The organism is Streptomyces sp. NBC_00322 (assembly GCF_036147535.1).
Classification (GTDB): Bacteria; Actinomycetota; Actinomycetes; order Streptomycetales; family Streptomycetaceae; genus Streptomyces.
In genome coordinates, this window is sequence record NZ_CP108019.1 from 2,411,632 (window position 1) to 2,427,179 (window position 15,548).

The window sequence follows — 15,548 nt, forward strand, 5'->3', positions numbered from 1 at the left end:
CTACTCCTGTCCGAGTGGTCGGAGTTCATATTTGGGGTTGAACAGCACCCGGCGGCCGTGGCTCATGGAGATCCGGCCCGAGGCGATGAGCCTGCGGCCCGGTTCGATGCCCACGATGGACCTGCGGCCGAGCCAGACGACGTCCAGCGGGGCCGTACCGTCGAAGAGCTCCGCCTCCAGCGCGGGCACGCCGGCCCGCGGACGCAGGGTGACGGTGCGCAAGGTACCAGTCACCCGGACTATCTGGCGGTCGTGGCACTCCGCGATGCGGGTACACCCCGATGCCTGCGCATCCTCCTGAAGCTCCTCGGACTCGAGGTCCTCCTGGGAGCTGGAGAGTCGGTCGAGCATGCGACGGAAGCGGCCGGCCGGCTTCTCGGCCTTGTCGGAACGGGGTACGGCACTCATGCATCAAGCCTACCGGCCATCACCGACACCGAATCAGCGCTCGAAGCGGTATCCCATGCCCGGCTCGGTGACGAAGTGTTCGGGATGCGAGGGGTCCCTCTCCAGCTTGCGCCGCAGCTGTGCCATATAGACCCGGAGATAGTTCGTCTCAGTGCCGTAGGAGGGGCCCCAGACCTCCTGGAGCAGCTGCTTCTGGCTGACCAGCCGGCCGGTGTTGCGTACGAGCACCTCCAGCAGATGCCACTCGGTCGGGGTGAGCCGCACATCGCGCCCGTCCCGGTGGACCTTCTTCGCCGCGAGATCGACGGTGAAGCCGTCCGTCTCGACGATCACCAGGTCCTCGTCCCCGCCGCCGACCGGCTCGGCCCTGCGGACCGCGGCCCGCATCCGGGCCAGCAGCTCGTCCATGCCGAACGGCTTGGTGACGTAGTCGTCGGCCCCGGCGTCCAGCGCCTCGACCTTCTCGTCGGAGGTGTGACGGGCCGAGAGAACCAGGATCGGGACGCGGGTCCAGCCGCGCAGGCCCTTGATCACCTCGACGCCGTCCATGTCGGGCAGCCCGAGGTCGAGTACGACGACATCGGGATGGCGCGCCGCGGCCAGCTCAAGGGCCGTCGCACCGTCGGGAGCCGCGTCCACCTCGTACTCGCGCGCCTTCAGGTTGATCACGAGGGCGCGTACGATCTGCGGCTCGTCGTCGACCACGAGCACCCGGGTCATTCGGGCCTGCCTTTCCACACTGTCACTGCCGTCCCGGTCATGAGGTGACCCGGGCGGGAAGATCGAGGCCGACCGGGGCGAATCCCGGGGCCGCCCGGAGGGTGATGACCATCGTCATGCCGCCGCCGGGTGTGTCCTCGGCGGTGAGGGTGCCGCCCATGGATTCGACGAAGCCCCGGGCGACCGCGAGACCGAGGCCCACTCCGGCTCCGCGCGGCGCGTCACCGTAACGCTGGAACGGCTCGAAAATCCGCTCCTTCGCGTCATCGGGGACGCCGGGGCCGCGGTCGGCGACGCGCACCTCGACCCGGTCGCCGAGTGCGCTCGCCGCCACTGTGACGGGCGTGGCGTCGGGGCTGTACTTGACGGCGTTCTCGACGATGTTGGCGACGGCGCGCTCCAGCAGTCCGCGGTCGACGGCCACCATCGGCAGCGTCTCGGGTATGTCCAGCTCCACGCTCTGAACGGGCACCCCGACGAGCGCCATCGGGACGACCTCGTCGAGATCGGACACCCGGATCAGCGGGGTGACGGTGCCGGTCCGGAGGCGGGACATGTCGAGGAGATTGCCGACGAGATGGTCGAGCCGGTCGGCGCCGTCCTCGATGCCTTCGAGCAGTGCCGCCTCGTCCTCCTCGGACCAGGCGACGTCGTCGGACCTGAGCGAGGAGACGGCGGCCTTGATCGCGGCCAGGGGTGTGCGCAGATCGTGGCTGACGGCGGCGAGCAGGGCGGTGCGGATGCGGTTGCCCTCGGCCAGCCTGCGGGCCTCCTCCGCCTGTCCGACCAGGCGCTGGCGCTCCAGTACGACGGCGGCCTGGGCGGCGAACGCGGCAAGCACCCTGCGGTCCTCGGCGGGCAGCACCCGTCCGGAGAGCGCGAGCGCCATATGGTCGCCGACCGGCATGTCCACGTCCGCGTCCTCCGGGCGTGCGACGGAGCTTTTGCCGGCGCTGCCCGCGCAGGTCCAGGGGTCGACGTCGCTCTGCCGCTCCAGCAGCGCCACGGACTCCATGGAGAAGGTCTCACGGACTCGTTCGAGCAGGGCGTCGAGCGTGGTCTCGCCCCGCAGCACACTCCCGGCGAGGAAGGAGAGGATCTCGGACTCGGCGCGCAGCCGGGCGGCCTGATGGGTGCGACGGGCGGCCAGATCCACCACGGAGGCCACCGCGACGGCCACCGCGAAGAAGATCGCGATGGCGACGATGTTCTTCGGATCGCTGATCGTCAGGGTGTGGGTGGGCGGCGTGAAGTAGTAGTTCAGCAGCAGCGAGCCCACGGCGGCCGAGGCGAGGGCCGGGAGCAGTCCGCCGAGCAGTGCGGACACGACGGTCAGGAAGAGGAAGAGCAGGACGTCGTTGGCGAGCCCGACGTTGTCGTCGAGGCTGGTGAGCAGTAGTGACAGCAGTACGGGACCGGCGACGCCGGTGAGCCAGCCGGCGATGATCCGGGAGCGGCCGAGGCGGGCGCCGCGGGCCACCGGCAGTCCGCGGCCCTTGCCCGCCTCGTCGTGCGTGACGATGTGTATGTCGAGGTCGGGTCCCGATTCGCGGGCGACGGTGGCGCTGACGCCGGGGCCGAAGGCGTACTGCCACACCGGGCGGCGGCTGGCGCCGAGCACGATCTGGGTGGCGTTCACTCCGCGCGCGAACTCCAGCAGGGCGGAGGGGACATCGTCGCCGATGACATGGTGGAAGGTGCCGCCGAGATCTTCGACGAGGGTGCGCTGGACGGCGAGTTCCTTGGGTGATGCGGAGGTCAGTCCGTCGCTGCGGGCGATGTAGACCGCCAGCACCTCGCCTCCTGCGCCCTTCTCGGCGAGGCGGGCGGCGCGGCGGATCAGCGTGCGGCCCTCGGGTCCGCCGGTGAGGCCGACGACGATGCGCTCGCGGGCCTGCCATGTCGTACGGATGTTGTGCTCGCCGCGGTACTGCTGGAGGTATTCGTCGACGCGGTCGGCGACCCAGAGCAGGGCCAGCTCGCGCAGCGCGGTCAGATTTCCGGGGCGGAAGTAGTTCGACAGGGCCGCATCGACCTTGTCCGACGTGTAGATGTTGCCGTGGGCCATGCGACGGCGCAGGGCCTGGGGCGACATGTCGACGAGTTCGAGCTGGTCGGCACGGCGGACGACCTCGTCGGGGACGGTCTCCCGCTGCCGTACGCCGGTTATCGACTCGACGACGTCGCCCAGCGACTCGAAGTGCTGGATGTTGACGGTCGATATGACGTCGATACCGGCCGAGAGCAGTTCTTCGACGTCCTGCCAGCGCTTGGCGTTGCGCGAGCCCGGCACATTGGTGTGCGCCAGTTCGTCCACCAGGGCCACGGCCGGACGGCGCTCCAGGACCGCGTCGACGTCCATCTCGGTGAAGACCGTGCCGCGGTACTCGATCTCCCGGCGCTGAATCTGCTCGAGGCCGTGCAGCATCACTTCGGTGCGGGCGCGTCCGTGGTGCTCGACGAAGCCCACGACGCAGTCGGTGCCACGCTCCACGCGCCGGTGCGCCTCGGACAGCATCGCGTACGTCTTGCCGACGCCCGGCGCCGCGCCGAGGTAGATCCGTAGCTTGCCGCGTCCCATGGCCCCATTGTCTTTCAGTTTCAGCTGTGTACGCTGCGTCGACCCTAAGGCCAGAGATGCGGACATTCGGGGCATGGGGCGTCCCTCGGGTGCGTATTGACGCGATTCTGACGCCCGGGCAGCACAACGGCCCGCGGCGGTCCGGAAGGCCGGAACCACCGCGGGCCGCAGGCTGAATGCCGGCGCGTCCCCGGTAAGGGGTCAGCGCACCTCGGTGATCTCGGGGCCGCGCTGCAGCTGCCCCATGCCACCGGAGAAGCGGGAGCTCTCCTGGTCCTCCTGCTGGACGCCCTCGGGCACCATCTGGGCATCGTCCGGCAGCTTGAGGACGATCGGGTCGCGCGGCGCCATCGGGCCGTCGCCCCGCACGACCACGGTGTCCCGGAAGATCTGCTCCAGCAGACCGGCGGCCTGTGGCTGCACCGCGCCCTGCCCGGAGATCACTCCGCGCAGGAACCAGCGCGGCCCGTCGACGCCGACGAAGCGCACCAGCTGCACACCGCCGGTGCCGTCCGGCAGCTGTACGGGCACCTGCGCCCGCAGCTCCCAGCCGAGGGGGCCCTCGACCTCGTCGATGATGCCGCCCTGCTGCGTGATGCCGGAGGCGATCTCCTCGCGGACCTCGCCCCAGATGCCTTCCTTCTTGGGTGCCGCGAAGGCCTGCAGCTGTACGGCGCTGTCGCGCAGTACGACGGTGGCGGCGACGATCGCGTCACCCGCGACCTCGACGCGCAGCTCCATTCCCTCGACTCCGGGCACGAAAAGACCGCCCAGATCGACCCGGCCCTCGCCGGGCTTGGATACCTCGGACACGTCCCAGGGGCCGTCGGGCCGGGGCGCCGGCGGAAGGTTCACCCGGCGGGGCGCCCCTTCCTCGTCGGAGTACTCCGTGTCGCGCTCGTCGACGACCTGCTCGGCCTCGCCCGCTGCGTCCGCCGCGTCCCCGGCGGAACCACTCTTCTTGCGACGTCCGAACACGTCACTGTCCTTCCCGGTCGGATACGACCGAAGCGTATCGATTCCCACCCGTTGAGCCGTCCACGACGGCGTGACCGCCGGTGGACCCGAAGCCCCCCTCGGCCCGCGCCGAGCCGGGAAGCTCCGCCACCTCGTGGAAGCGCACCTTCTCGACCTGCTGGACAACCAATTGGGCAATCCGGTCGAACCGATCGAACCGCACACTCTCGCGCGGGTCGAGATTGACCACGATCACCTTGATCTCCCCACGGTACCCGGCATCCACCGTCCCCGGGGCATTCACGAGGGCCACTCCGCAACGGGCGGCGAGACCGGAGCGAGGGTGCACGAAGGCGGCGTATCCGTCGGGCAGCGCGATGGACACTCCGGTGGACAGAACGACCCGCTCGCCGGGGGCGATCTCGACGGCCTCACAGGTCACCAGATCGGCGCCGGCGTCGCCCGGGTGCGCGTAGGACGGGAGCGGCACCTCGGGATCCACCCGGCGGATCAGCACATCGACGGGGTTGCGCATCAGGGGTTCACCTCGAAGGCGCGGGCGCGCCTGATCTGGTCGGGGTCGGACATGGCTGCCTGGATCTCCTCCGGGCGGCCGTTGTCGATGAAGTGGTCGACCTTGACCTCGATGAAGAGGGCGTTGGCGCGCACGGCGACGGGCCCTTCGGGGCCGCCGATCCGGCCCACGGCACTGGAGTAGATCTTGCGCCTGGCGACGGCGGTGACCTCGGCCTGCAGATGCAGCACGGTGTCCACGGGCACGGGGCGTACGAAGTCGGTCTCGAGCCGGCCGGTGACCGCGATCGTCCGCAGCAGCCAGTTGAGCGAGCCGAGCGTCTCGTCCAGCGCCGTGGCCAGCACGCCGCCGTGCGCGAGGCCGGGTGCGCCCTGGTGGGCGGGCTTGACGGTGAACTCGGCCGTGATGCTCACGCCTTCACCGGCCCGCGCCTGGAGGTGCAGTCCGTGGGGCTGTCCCTCGCCGCAGCCGAAGCAGTATTCGTAGTGCGCGCCGAGGAGCTCACCGGGGGCCGGGGCGTCGGGATGCCGTACCGGCGGTACGGCATCGGCCGGAGGGGTCAGAGCCGATGCCCGGGCCGAGGGACCGGGGGCCGCCCCCCGGGATTTCGCTGTACTCACAGGCCCAGACCTTACCCGCGCGGCTACCCGCCGGTCGCACCGTGCCAAGCTTGGTTTCATGCAGCCTTCCGCCCCGCACTACGAAGAACGTCTGACCGCGCCCCCTTCGTGGTGGGTCATCACCGCCCTGATGGGCGTCGCGGGCGGCCTCGTCGTGCTGCCGCTCGGTCCGCTGCCGATGCTCGGCGGGCTGATCGGCGCCGCCGCGGTGGCCGCCGTCGTGGTGAGTTCGTACGGCTCGGTCCGAATCCGGGTGGTGGCCGGCTCGCTGGTCGCGGGCGAGGCCCGGATCCCGCTCACGGCGCTCGGTGAGGCCGAGGTGCTGGATGCGGAGGAGGCGCGCGCCTGGCGCTCGTACAAGGCCGACCCGCGGGCCTTCATGCTGCTGCGCAGCTATGTGCCGACGGCACTGCGGATCGAGGTCACGGACCCGGCCGACCCGACGCCGTACGTCTATCTGTCGACCCGGAATCCGAAGGCGCTGGCTGCCGCGCTGACGGCTGTGCGCGCGGCCTGAGAGGCACCCGGGTCAGTGGCCCAGTTCGCGCGGGGCCCGCAGCGCCTCCAGCGGGTCCTCGGGCTGTTCCAGCGGCGGGAGCGTGGGCAGCGCGTCCCAGGGGATCTGTCTGCTGCGCAGGTCCTTGCGGATGCGGTCCGCGACCTTCTTGGTGTCGCGACGGTTCATCACCGCGCCGACGGCCGCGCCGACCATGAACGGAATCAGGTTCGGCAGATTGCGGACCGTGCGCTTCATGATCTGCTGCCGCAGCTCGCGCTTGAACCGGCCGCCCAGCGCGAGGTCGATCGTCGCCGGTTTCTTGACGTCGATCCCACGCTCCTGCGACCAGGAGGCCAGATACGCGATGCTGCGCTCCCTGAGGGTGCCCTGCGGCCGCATGCCGTAGACCTCGTGGAGCTCGGCGATGAGCTTCAGCTCGATCGCGGCGACGCCGATGATCTCCGTGGCCAGTTCGGCCGGCATCGCCGGTGGGACGGGCAGCATCGCGGCCGCGCCGATACCCGCACCCACGGTTGAGGTGCCGTTCGCCGCGCCCGCGACCAGCTTGTCCGCGAGCTGTTCCGGACCGAGTCCGGGGAACTGTTTGCGCAGGGTCGCCAGATCACGCACCGGCACGCGTGGTGCGTTCTCGATGATCCGGTCGGCCATGAACGCGAGCGCCGCTCTGGCGCCCACGCGGCCCTTGTGGACCCCCTGCCGCACGGCGGTCAGGCGTGGTGCCCTTGTCATGGGCCCCGCCTGACCGGCTGCTTCGAGCGAGGCCCCACGGCCCCGCCCGTCGTCGTCTGCTGCGCCATGGGGCAGCAGGGCGGCCGAGTGCTCGGCAGACGCCTTTGCGTCCTGCGCCGGGCCCGTACCGCCCCGGTGCGCCTCCGGCGGTTTCTGACGCCGGAAACGCCGCTTCCCGGACGGTGTCTCGCCTGCCACGGCCGACCGGACCTCAGTCGCAGTCGCGGCAGATCGGCTGGCCGTTCTTCTCGCGGGCGAGCTGGCTCCTGTGGTGCACCAGGAAGCAGCTCATGCAGGTGAACTCGTCCGCCTGCCGGGGCAGCACGCGAACGGACAGTTCCTCGTTGGAAAGGTCCGCTCCGGGCAGCTCCAAGCCCTCGGCCTGCTCGAATTCGTCGACGTCGACGGACGACGTCGTCTTGTCGTTCCGACGAGCCTTCAGTTCCTCAAGGCTGTCCGAATCGACGTCGTCGTCGGTCTTGCGTGGGGTGTCGTAGTCCGTTGCCATGTCGCTCTCCCCCTCTGGGTGTCTGCGGTGTCTCCAGCGCACGTAACGCGTGAGAGGCCGGACTTGTGCCCGACCCGAGGCGGAGATTTTGCCTCACATCAAGGTCTGTTACTCAATCGACACCCAACCGGATCCCCCGAGAGTGATCGGACTGGATGGCGATCGGGACCGTACACGGTCCGAATGTCGCACTTCACGGGCGCCACCCCGTGTACTTCCCGTGATCTCGACCCCCGGAAACCCGGACTTTTCCCGGCTTTCCGGCAAGAGTCTTGATCACTGAGAGTAGATGGCCTGAAATTCGCCTTTGTGATCGATCCCACACGGCCCTCTCGGGTACGGGTCCCGAAAATTCCGCGTAAAGCGAACGAAGCGATTCGCGTCGGTCAGCATCTCAGACCGGGAAGGTGACTCGCATCACGAGGCCACCGCCGTCACGAGGCTCCGCGATGATACGGCCTCCGTGGGCCCGGGCGACCGACCGGGCGATCGAAAGCCCCAGGCCGACGCCCTTGTCGCTGCCCGTGCGCTCCTGACGCAGCCGTCTGAAGGGCTCGAAGAGGTTGTCGATCTCGTACGCGGGAACCACCGGCCCCGTGTTCGAGACCACCATGACCGCCTGGCCGTGCTGGATCTCGGTCGTGACCTCCACCCAGCCCCCTTCCTGGACGTTGTAGCGCACGCCGTTCTGTACGAGGTTCAGGGCGATCCGCTCCAGCAGGACGCCATTGCCCTGGACGACGGCGGGCGCGTGCTCCCCGCGGATCTCGATGCCCTTGGCGTCTGCCTCGGCGCGGACCTGGTCCACCGCGCGCGTGGCGACCTCGGCCAGGTCCACCGGCTTGCGCTCGACGATCTGGTTTTCGCTGCGGGCGAGCAGCAGCAGACCCTCCACGAGCTGCTCGCTGCGCTCGTTGGTGGCCAGCAGCGTCTTGCCGAGCTGCTGGAGCTCCGCGGGCACCCCCGGGTCGGAGAGGTGGACCTCCAGCAGCGTGCGGTTGATCGCGAGAGGTGTACGCAGCTCGTGCGAGGCGTTCGCGACGAACCGCTGCTGAGCACTGAAGGCGCGCTCCAAGCGGTCCAGCATCTCGTCGAAGGTGTCCGCGAGCTCCTTGAGCTCGTCGTCCGGGCCGTCCAGCTCGATCCGCCGCGAGAGGTCGGAGCCGGCCACCTGACGGGCGGTGCGGGTGATCTTGCCGAGCGGCGAGAGGACCCTGCCCGCCATCGCGTAACCGAAGGCGAAGGCGATGACACTCAGGCCGAGCAGCGCGAACAGCGAGCGGCGCAGCAGGTCGTCCAGGGCCATCTCGCGCTGGTGCTGGAGGCAGCTGGCGACGGCCTGGTTGAACTGCTCGCCGGTCCCCGTCTCGGGCAGCTGGCACCAGGAGGTGGTGGGCTGCACCCGGCCCGTCTCGATCTTGAACGGCAGGTCGCCGACGCTGACGTGCAGCGCCTGAGCGGTGAGCAGATAGATGATCGAGAGCAGCAGGATGCCCGCGATCAGGAACATCCCGCCGTACAGGAGCGTGAGGCGTATCCGGATCGTGGGGCGCAGCAGCGGACGGACCGGGTCGCGCGGGTCCCAGGTCGGTTTCGGAGGCGCCTCAGGAGGCGCGGGAGTCGCGGTCACGGGATCAGATCCGGTAGCCGGAACCGGGCACAGTGACGATCACGGGGGGCTCGCCGAGCTTGCGGCGCAGGGTCATCACGGTCACCCGCACGACATTGGTGAAGGGGTCGGTGTTCTCGTCCCAGGCCTTCTCCAGCAGCTGCTCGGCCGAGACGACCGCGCCCTCGCTGCGCATCAGGACCTCCAGGACCGCGAACTCCTTGGGCGCGAGCTGGATCTCCTTGCCGTCGCGGAAGACCTCGCGGCGGTTCGGGTCGAGCTTGATCCCGGCGCGCTCCAGGACCGGCGGCAGCGGCACCGTCGTACGCCGGCCGAGGGCCCGCACGCGCGCGGTGAGCTCGCTGAAGGCGAAGGGCTTGGGGAGATAGTCGTCCGCCCCCAGTTCGAGGCCTTCGACGCGGTCGCTGACGTCGCCGGACGCGGTCAGCATCAGCACGCGGGTCGGCATACCCAGCTCGACGATCTTGCGGCATACGTCGTCGCCGTGGACCAGCGGGAGGTCCCGGTCCAGGACGACCACGTCGTAGTCGTTGACCCCGATGCGCTCCAGCGCCGCGGCGCCGTCGTACACGACGTCGACTGCCATGGCCTCCCGGCGCAGTCCGGTGGCCACCGCATCGGCGAGCAGCTGCTCGTCCTCGACGACGAGTACGCGCACGTCGTGATCCTTCCTCTGGACCCGTCACCCATGATCGGGGCAGGTGTGTGAGCACTGGCTGTGCGCATCCATCCTGCCCGTTACGCGCGTAAACCGGCTGTAAGGCGGCCCAGGTCACCCGGGGCCGACCTGGGCGGAAAGGAATTCACCGGATTCCCGGGCCAGTTGAGGTTTCCTTGAGGGAGGGCCGGGGGAGGACGACTAAACACCCGCGATCACGCCCTGTATGTGGCACACCACGACCTGTTCCAGGGTTGATCACCCCGTCCCCTGCCTGCGGCAGGGGAAACCCCAGGCACACCCCCGTGCCACCGACCCACGACGAGGGGGCGCACATGGACGCATTCACCGCAGGACTGTTGCAGCGCATAAAGGCCGCCGAGACCGACCTCACCCTGGCCCGCGAGACGGGCGACGACTTCCTTGCGGATGTCGAGCAGGCAGAGCTTGACGACCTGCACCGGCTGGCCGCGGAGCACGGCGTGGAAGTCAGCGCCGCGTAGCGCCGGGCCGTACAGGTACCGGATATGAGAAGGGCCCGACGCCGCGGGACGGCGCCGGGCCCTTCTGTGTGTCCTCATCGCCGGACGGGCGTGCGCTGTTTGGGCGGTCCCCTGCGGGGCTGTTCCCCCACCCCGCCCCTTCCCGAACTGGGGCTCCGCCCCAGACCCCGCGCCTCAAACGCCGGCGAGGCTGGATCGTGCGGCAGAGCCGCACATTTCAGCCCGTCCGGCGTTTGAGGACACGCGCGAAGCCCGTCGCAAGCGCGGGCGGACGCGGACTAGTCGTGCCAGGCGCCGAAATCCTCCAGCAGCGACTGCAGCGGTCCGAATACGCCCGGGCTCGCCGCCACCGCCAGGTCGCCGTCCGGGGGCACACCGGGGCGGCCGCCCGTCAGGGCTCCTGCCTCGCGGGCGATCAGGTCCCCCGCCGCGAGGTCCCACGGGTTGAGCCCGCGCTCGTAGTAGCCGTCCAGGCGGCCCGCGGCGACGTCGCAGAGGTCCACCGCCGCGGAGCCGCTGCGGCGGATGTCGCGCAGCAGCGGGATCAGCCGCTGGGCCACGTCCGCCTGGTGGCTGCGTACGGCCGCGACGTAGTTGAAGCCGGTGGAGACCAGGGCCTGGTCCAGTGGCGGCGCAGGGCGGCAGCGCAGGGGCTTGTCACCGGCGTACGCGCCGCCGCCCAGCACCGCCCGGTACGTCTCGCGGCGCATCGGGGCCTCCACGACCCCCACGACCCTCTCTCCGTCCCGCTCAGCGGCGATGGAGACCGCCCAGGTCGGCAGGCCGTAGAGGTAGTTCACGGTGCCGTCGAGCGGGTCGATGACCCAGCGCACACCGCTGGTGCCGGTCGTGGAGGCGCCCTCCTCGCCGAGGAAGCCGTCGTCGGGGCGGCGCTCGGCCAGGAAGCCGGTGATCAGCTTCTCCGCCGCGATGTCCATCTCGGTGACGACGTCGATGGGGCTGGACTTGGTCGCGGCGACGCCGAGGTCGGCGGGACGGCCGTCGCGCAGCAGCTCCCCCGCCCGGCGGGCGGCCTCCAGGGCGAGCTCGAGCAGTTCGGACAGGAGAGGGTCGCTCACAGGGCTTCCTTAGGGCGTACGGGAGGCGTACGGGCTGTCGGCACCGGCGGCCGCGGGCTTGGGCGCCCGGGCCGGACAGCAGCCGACCGGGCAGAGGTCGTGGGAGGCGCCGAGCGAGCCGAGCGCGCACCGCTCGGCGTTCACGCCCCGCTCGCTCGCGGCGCGCTCCAGGACAAGGTCCCGTACGGCCGCGGCGAATCGCGGATCGGCGCCCACGGTCGCCGAGCGCCGCACCGGCAGTCCGAGCTCGGCGGCCTTCGCGGTGGCCTCGGTGTCGAGGTCGTAGAGCACTTCCATGTGGTCGGAGACGAAGCCGATGGGGACCATCACGGCCGCGGGCGCCCCGGAGGCGTGCAGCTCCTCCAGGTGGTCGCAGATGTCCGGCTCCAGCCACGGGATGTGCGGGGCTCCGCTGCGTGACTGGTAGACGAGCTGCCAGGGGTGCTCCACGCCCGTCTCGTCGCGCACGGCATCGGCGATCAGCCGGGCCACGTCCAGGTGCTGGCGCACATAGGCGCCGCCCTCGCCGTGCTCGTCGCCCGGGCCCGATGTGTCGGCCGAGGAGGTCGGGATCGAGTGGGTGGTGAAGGCGAGGTGCGCCCCCGCGCGTACGTCCTCGGGGAGGTCCGCCAGGGACTGCAGGACGCCGTCGATCATGGGGCGTACGAAACCGGGGTGGTTGAAGTAGTGCCGCAGTTTGTCCACGTGCGGCAGCTCAAGTCCCTCCGCCTCAAGGGTGGCCAGCGCGTCCGCGAGGTTCTCGCGGTACTGGCGGCAGCCGGAGTACGAGGCGTACGCGCTGGTGGCGAGGACGGCGATCCGGCGGTGGCCGGCGCCGACCATCTCGCGCAGGGTGTCGGTCAGATACGGCGCCCAGTTGCGGTTGCCCCAGTGGACGGGCAGGTCCAGGCCGTGCTCGGCGAAGTCCTTGCGCAGGGCGTCCAGCAGGGCCCGGTTCTGGTCGTTGATCGGGCTGACCCCGCCGAACAGGAAATAGTGCTGACCCACCTCCTTGAGCCGTTCCTTGGGGATACCACGGCCGCGCGTCACGTTCTCCAGGAACGGGACCACGTCGTCCGGGCCTTCCGGGCCGCCGAAGGAGAGCAGCAGCAGGGCGTCGTAGGGAGCTGGGTCACGCTGATCCGACATGGCAACGATCCTGCCACCAGCCTTGGACGGCGGGAAAACCGCGGTGCGCCGTACAGCCGCAGCGCGTAAGCTGCCAACGCCTTCACGTGCCTTACGTCGGCGCAACCCACGTCCACGACGGCCCCGGTGAGGCCGCCTTACGGAGCTCTCCTTGCCCAGTCCGTACCGCGCCCTGTTCGCTGCCCCCGGCGCCAAGGCGTTCTCCGCCGCCGGCTTCGTCGGACGGCTGCCTTTGTCGATGATGGGCATCGGCATCGTCACGATGATCTCGCAGCTCACCGGGCGCTACGGCCTCGCCGGCGCACTGTCGGCCACCGTGGCACTGTCCGCCGCCGCGCTCGGCCCGCAGATATCCCGGCTGGTGGACCGGCACGGCCAGCGCCGGGTCCTGCGTCCCGCGACCATCGTCTCCGCCGCTGCGGCATCCGGACTGCTGCTCTCCGCGCATCAAGACTGGCCGGACTGGACCCTGTTCGTCTTCTCGGCCGGAATCGGCAGCGTGCCGAGCGTCGGCTCGATGGTGCGGGCCCGCTGGGCGGAGATCTACCGGGGCTCGGCCCGCGAACTGCACACCGCGTACGCCTTCGAGTCCGTCGTCGACGAGGCCTGCTTCATCTTCGGGCCGATCGCCGCGATCGGTCTGTCCACGGTCTGGTTCCCCGAGGCGGGCCCGCTGGTCGCCGGCCTCTGTCTGCTGGCGGGCGTCTTCCTGCTGACCGCGCAGCGGTCCACCGAGCCGGTGCCGCAGCCGAAGGGACACCACACCAAGGGCTCGGCCCTGCGCTCCCCCGGTCTTCAGGTCCTCGTGGGCACATTCGTCGCGACGGGCGCGATCTTCGGCTCCGTCGACGTGGTGACGGTGGCCTTCGCGGAGGAGCAGGGCCACAAGGCGGCGGCAAGCGTGGTGCTGGCCGTGTACGCGCTCGGCTCGTGCCTCGCCGGGGTGGTCTTCGGCCTGCTGCATCTCAAGGGCCCGGGCGAGCGCACGTGGCTGCTGGGCATCTGTGCGATGGCCGTGAGTATGATCCCCCTCCAACTGGCCGGGAACCTGCCGTTCCTGGCCGTGGCGCTCTTTGTCGCGGGCCTTGCCATCGCACCGACGATGGTGACCACCATGGCCCTGATCGAGCAGCACGTACCACGCGCGAATCTGACCGAGGGCATGACCTGGGTGGGCACCGGGCTCGCGGTCGGGATCGCGCTCGGCTCGTCGGTCGCCGGCTGGGTGATCGACGCCGCCGGGGCGGATGCCGGGTACCTGGTCTCGAACGCGGCGGGAGCGATCGCGGCCGCGGTGGCGTTCCTGGGGTACCGCCGGCTGCGGATGCCGGTGCCGACGCGGGAGGGGCAGCGTGAGCAGCACGACCGGCAGCACCACGTGGCGTAACTGGGCGGGGAATGTCACCTCCCGTCCCGTACGGGAGATATCGCCCGCCTCCACCGAGGAACTCGCCGAAGCCGTACGCAAGGCGGCCGAGGACGGGCTGAAGGTGAAGGCCGTCGGCACGGGCCACTCGTTCACGGCCGCCGCAGCCACCGACGGAGTGCTGATCCGGCCGGAACTGCTGACCGGGATCCGGGAGATCGACCGTACGGCCATGACCGTGACCGTCGAGGCGGGCACCCCGCTCAAGCGGCTGAACGCGGCCCTCGCCCGTGAGGGCCTTTCGCTCACGAACATGGGCGACATCATGGATCAGACCGTCGCGGGCGCGACCTCCACCGGCACCCACGGCACCGGCCGCGACTCGGCGTCGATCTCGGCGCAGATCAAGGCACTTGAGCTGGTCACCGCGGACGGCTCGCTGCTGACCTGCTCCGAGAAGGAGAATCCGGACGTCTTCGCTGCGGCCCGGATCGGGCTCGGCGCGCTCGGCGTCGTCACCGCGATCACCTTCGCCGTTGAGCCGGTCTTCCTGCTGACGGCCCGTGAGGAGCCGATGGCCTTCGACAAGGTCACGGCCGAGTTCGACCAGCTCTTCGCCGAGAACGAGCACTTCGAGTTCTACTGGTTCCCGCACACGGGCAACTGCAACACCAAGCGCAACAACCGCAGCGCGGGCCCTGCCGCCCCTCCCGGGCGGATCAGCGGCTGGATCGAGGACGAGCTGCTGTCCAACGGCGTTTTCCAGCTGGTCGTTTCGCTCGGCCGGGCAGTCCCCGCGACCATCCCGACGATCGCCAAGCTCTCCAGCCGTGCCCTCTCGGCCCGCACCTACTCCGACATCCCCTACAAGGTCTTCACATCTCCGCGCCGGGTGCGGTTCGTGGAGATGGAGTACGCGCTGCCGCGGGAGGCGGTCATCGGCGCGCTGGGCGAGGTGAAGACGATGATCGACCGCTCGCCGCTGCGGGTCAGCTTCCCGGTGGAGGTGCGTACCGCCCCGGCGGACGACATCACCCTCTCCACGGCATCGGGCCGGGAGAGCGCGTACATCGCCGTGCATCTCTACCGGGGCACGCCGTACCAGGCGTACTTCACCGCGGTGGAGCGGATCATGACCGCGCACGGCGGGCGGCCGCACTGGGGCAAGGTCCACACGCGGGACGCGGAGTACTTCGCCGAGGTGTATCCCCGATTCGGTGAATTCACCGCGCTGCGCGACCGGCTGGACCCGCAGCGGCTGTTCGGCAACGACTATCTGCGGCGGGTCCTGGGCGACTGAGGGCCAACTGCCCATCAGGTGGGGACATGCGAGCGAAGCGAATAGTTCCCTTTGAGAAGATTCTGTGAATCAGGACACCTGGTCACCCATGTCGCAGACGCCCAACTCCCCTACCCTGCGAGAAGTTCGGCGGCGCGGCGGTCCACCCCCGTGGCCCGAATGGAGTACTGTGGCGAGCCCTGGGCCCGGCCTCCCTCACGGGCGTTCGGACCCCAGGTAGGGGGCCGAAAGCGGCGCTCGATCCGGCGGCGCCGCGGCACCGCACGGGTACCCGATGCGGAGAGT

The 15,548-nt window shown here is 70.2% G+C and carries 16 protein-coding genes; 4 read left to right on the plus strand and 12 right to left on the minus strand.

Annotated elements, in window-relative coordinates:
• The 6 genes from OG905_RS10845 to OG905_RS10870 form a co-directional block, all read right to left on the minus strand.
• Complete coding sequence (locus OG905_RS10845; protein ID WP_328667525.1) at positions 1 to 408, minus strand: OB-fold nucleic acid binding domain-containing protein; 408 nt, start codon at positions 406 to 408, stop codon at positions 1 to 3.
• 33 nt (positions 409 to 441) lie between these two features.
• The gene (locus tag OG905_RS10850; protein WP_328667526.1) at positions 442 to 1,128 is read right to left on the minus strand and encodes a response regulator; all 687 of its coding nucleotides are present in this window, start codon (positions 1,126 to 1,128) and stop codon (positions 442 to 444) included.
• Positions 1,129 to 1,165: 37 nt separating this feature from the next.
• Positions 1,166 to 3,709, minus strand: coding sequence for a sensor histidine kinase KdpD (locus OG905_RS10855; protein ID WP_328667527.1), 2,544 nt, complete (start codon positions 3,707 to 3,709; stop codon positions 1,166 to 1,168).
• 201 nt (positions 3,710 to 3,910) lie between these two features.
• On the minus strand, positions 3,911 to 4,687 hold the full coding sequence (locus tag OG905_RS10860) for a DUF3710 domain-containing protein (protein ID WP_328667528.1): 777 nt from the start codon (positions 4,685 to 4,687) through the stop codon (positions 3,911 to 3,913).
• Between the two features lies 1 nt (position 4,688).
• Positions 4,689 to 5,201 (minus strand): dUTP diphosphatase, encoded by a 513-nt coding sequence (dut, locus tag OG905_RS10865; RefSeq protein ID WP_328667529.1) that lies wholly within the window; start codon positions 5,199 to 5,201, stop codon positions 4,689 to 4,691.
• A complete protein-coding gene (locus tag OG905_RS10870) occupies positions 5,201 to 5,821 on the minus strand; it encodes a PaaI family thioesterase (RefSeq protein WP_328667530.1) in 621 nt (206 codons plus the stop codon). Before OG905_RS10870 ends, dut begins: the two co-directional genes overlap by 1 nt.
• A gap of 58 nt (positions 5,822 to 5,879) precedes the next feature.
• Here OG905_RS10870 and OG905_RS10875 point away from each other — a divergent pair, with 58 nt between their 5' ends.
• On the plus strand, positions 5,880 to 6,338 hold the full coding sequence (locus tag OG905_RS10875) for a DUF3093 domain-containing protein (protein WP_328667531.1): 459 nt from the start codon (positions 5,880 to 5,882) through the stop codon (positions 6,336 to 6,338).
• 12 nt (positions 6,339 to 6,350) lie between these two features.
• On the opposite strand, the gene OG905_RS10880 is transcribed toward OG905_RS10875, so the two are convergent.
• The 4 genes from OG905_RS10880 to OG905_RS10895 form a co-directional block, all read right to left on the minus strand.
• Complete coding sequence (locus OG905_RS10880; RefSeq protein ID WP_328667532.1) at positions 6,351 to 7,268, minus strand: hypothetical protein; 918 nt, start codon at positions 7,266 to 7,268, stop codon at positions 6,351 to 6,353.
• Between the two features lie 13 nt (positions 7,269 to 7,281).
• On the minus strand, positions 7,282 to 7,578 hold the full coding sequence (locus tag OG905_RS10885; protein WP_142213239.1) for a DUF4193 domain-containing protein: 297 nt from the start codon (positions 7,576 to 7,578) through the stop codon (positions 7,282 to 7,284).
• A gap of 394 nt (positions 7,579 to 7,972) precedes the next feature.
• Positions 7,973 to 9,208, minus strand: a complete 1,236-nt coding sequence (locus tag OG905_RS10890) for a sensor histidine kinase (protein ID WP_328667533.1) — start codon at positions 9,206 to 9,208, stop codon at positions 7,973 to 7,975.
• A 4-nt stretch (positions 9,209 to 9,212) separates the two neighbouring features.
• Positions 9,213 to 9,866 carry a response regulator transcription factor gene (locus OG905_RS10895; RefSeq protein ID WP_142213241.1) on the minus strand — a complete coding sequence of 218 codons (654 nt, stop codon included), beginning with the start codon at positions 9,864 to 9,866 and terminating at the stop codon, positions 9,213 to 9,215.
• A gap of 335 nt (positions 9,867 to 10,201) precedes the next feature.
• On the opposite strand from OG905_RS10895, the gene OG905_RS10900 reads away from it, so the two are divergent.
• A complete protein-coding gene (locus tag OG905_RS10900) occupies positions 10,202 to 10,369 on the plus strand; it encodes a hypothetical protein (protein ID WP_328667534.1) in 168 nt (55 codons plus the stop codon).
• A 278-nt stretch (positions 10,370 to 10,647) separates the two neighbouring features.
• On the opposite strand, the gene OG905_RS10905 is transcribed toward OG905_RS10900, so the two are convergent.
• Positions 10,648 to 11,448: an inositol monophosphatase family protein gene (locus OG905_RS10905; RefSeq protein ID WP_328667535.1), complete on the minus strand. Its 801-nt coding sequence runs from the start codon at positions 11,446 to 11,448 to the stop codon at positions 10,648 to 10,650.
• A 9-nt stretch (positions 11,449 to 11,457) separates the two neighbouring features.
• Positions 11,458 to 12,597: a ferrochelatase gene (locus tag OG905_RS10910; protein WP_328667536.1), complete on the minus strand. Its 1,140-nt coding sequence runs from the start codon at positions 12,595 to 12,597 to the stop codon at positions 11,458 to 11,460.
• A 151-nt stretch (positions 12,598 to 12,748) separates the two neighbouring features.
• On the opposite strand from OG905_RS10910, the gene OG905_RS10915 reads away from it, so the two are divergent.
• Both OG905_RS10915 and OG905_RS10920 read left to right on the plus strand, forming a co-directional pair.
• The gene (locus OG905_RS10915; RefSeq protein ID WP_328667537.1) at positions 12,749 to 13,984 is read left to right on the plus strand and encodes an MFS transporter; all 1,236 of its coding nucleotides are present in this window, start codon (positions 12,749 to 12,751) and stop codon (positions 13,982 to 13,984) included.
• Positions 13,950 to 15,263, plus strand: coding sequence for a D-arabinono-1,4-lactone oxidase (locus tag OG905_RS10920; RefSeq protein WP_328667538.1), 1,314 nt, complete (start codon positions 13,950 to 13,952; stop codon positions 15,261 to 15,263). Before OG905_RS10915 ends, OG905_RS10920 begins: the two co-directional genes overlap by 35 nt.
• Positions 15,264 to 15,548 lie beyond the last annotated feature (285 nt).